The sequence below is a fragment of the Mesorhizobium sp. M4B.F.Ca.ET.214.01.1.1 genome (assembly GCF_004791545.1).
GTDB classification, from domain to species: domain Bacteria; phylum Pseudomonadota; class Alphaproteobacteria; order Rhizobiales; family Rhizobiaceae; genus Mesorhizobium; species Mesorhizobium abyssinicae.
In genome coordinates this window covers 1-318 of sequence record NZ_SRUX01000211.1, presented here as the reverse complement: position 1 = coordinate 318, position 318 = coordinate 1, and the positions used below count along the sequence as shown (strand labels likewise).

1 protein-coding gene is annotated in these 318 nt (G+C 59.7%); it reads right to left on the bottom strand.

Annotated features, from left to right (window positions below; translation table 11 throughout):
- Positions 1 to 295, bottom strand: a 295-nt coding sequence (locus EN857_RS33940) for a hypothetical protein (RefSeq protein ID WP_135897723.1), incomplete at its 3' end; no start/stop codon positions are given.
- Positions 296 to 318 lie beyond the last annotated feature (23 nt).

Sequence of the window (318 nt, the reverse complement as noted above, 5' to 3'; positions counted from 1 at the left end):
CGACAAAGCTCGGCTCTTCGATTGCATCGCCGGTGTGGCTGCCGGAATAGAGGACGATCCGTTCCAAACGCGACCCTTCGCCGAGACGGTCGGCAATCGCGTCCCGGAGTGCGGCGACGTGCATGATGTTTCCGACGCGCCACGAGCGCACTGTGACAGCGTCCCAATCCAGATTAATGCCCTCAGGGTAGATGACCCAACATTCGCCCGTCATCGGCTCCCGCCCGAAGCGATAACCTGGAAATTCCCGTTCCATCGCTGAGAGACTTTTGAAAACCACTATGTCGAGACCCATGCCGATCCTCCTGCCGAGCCGGA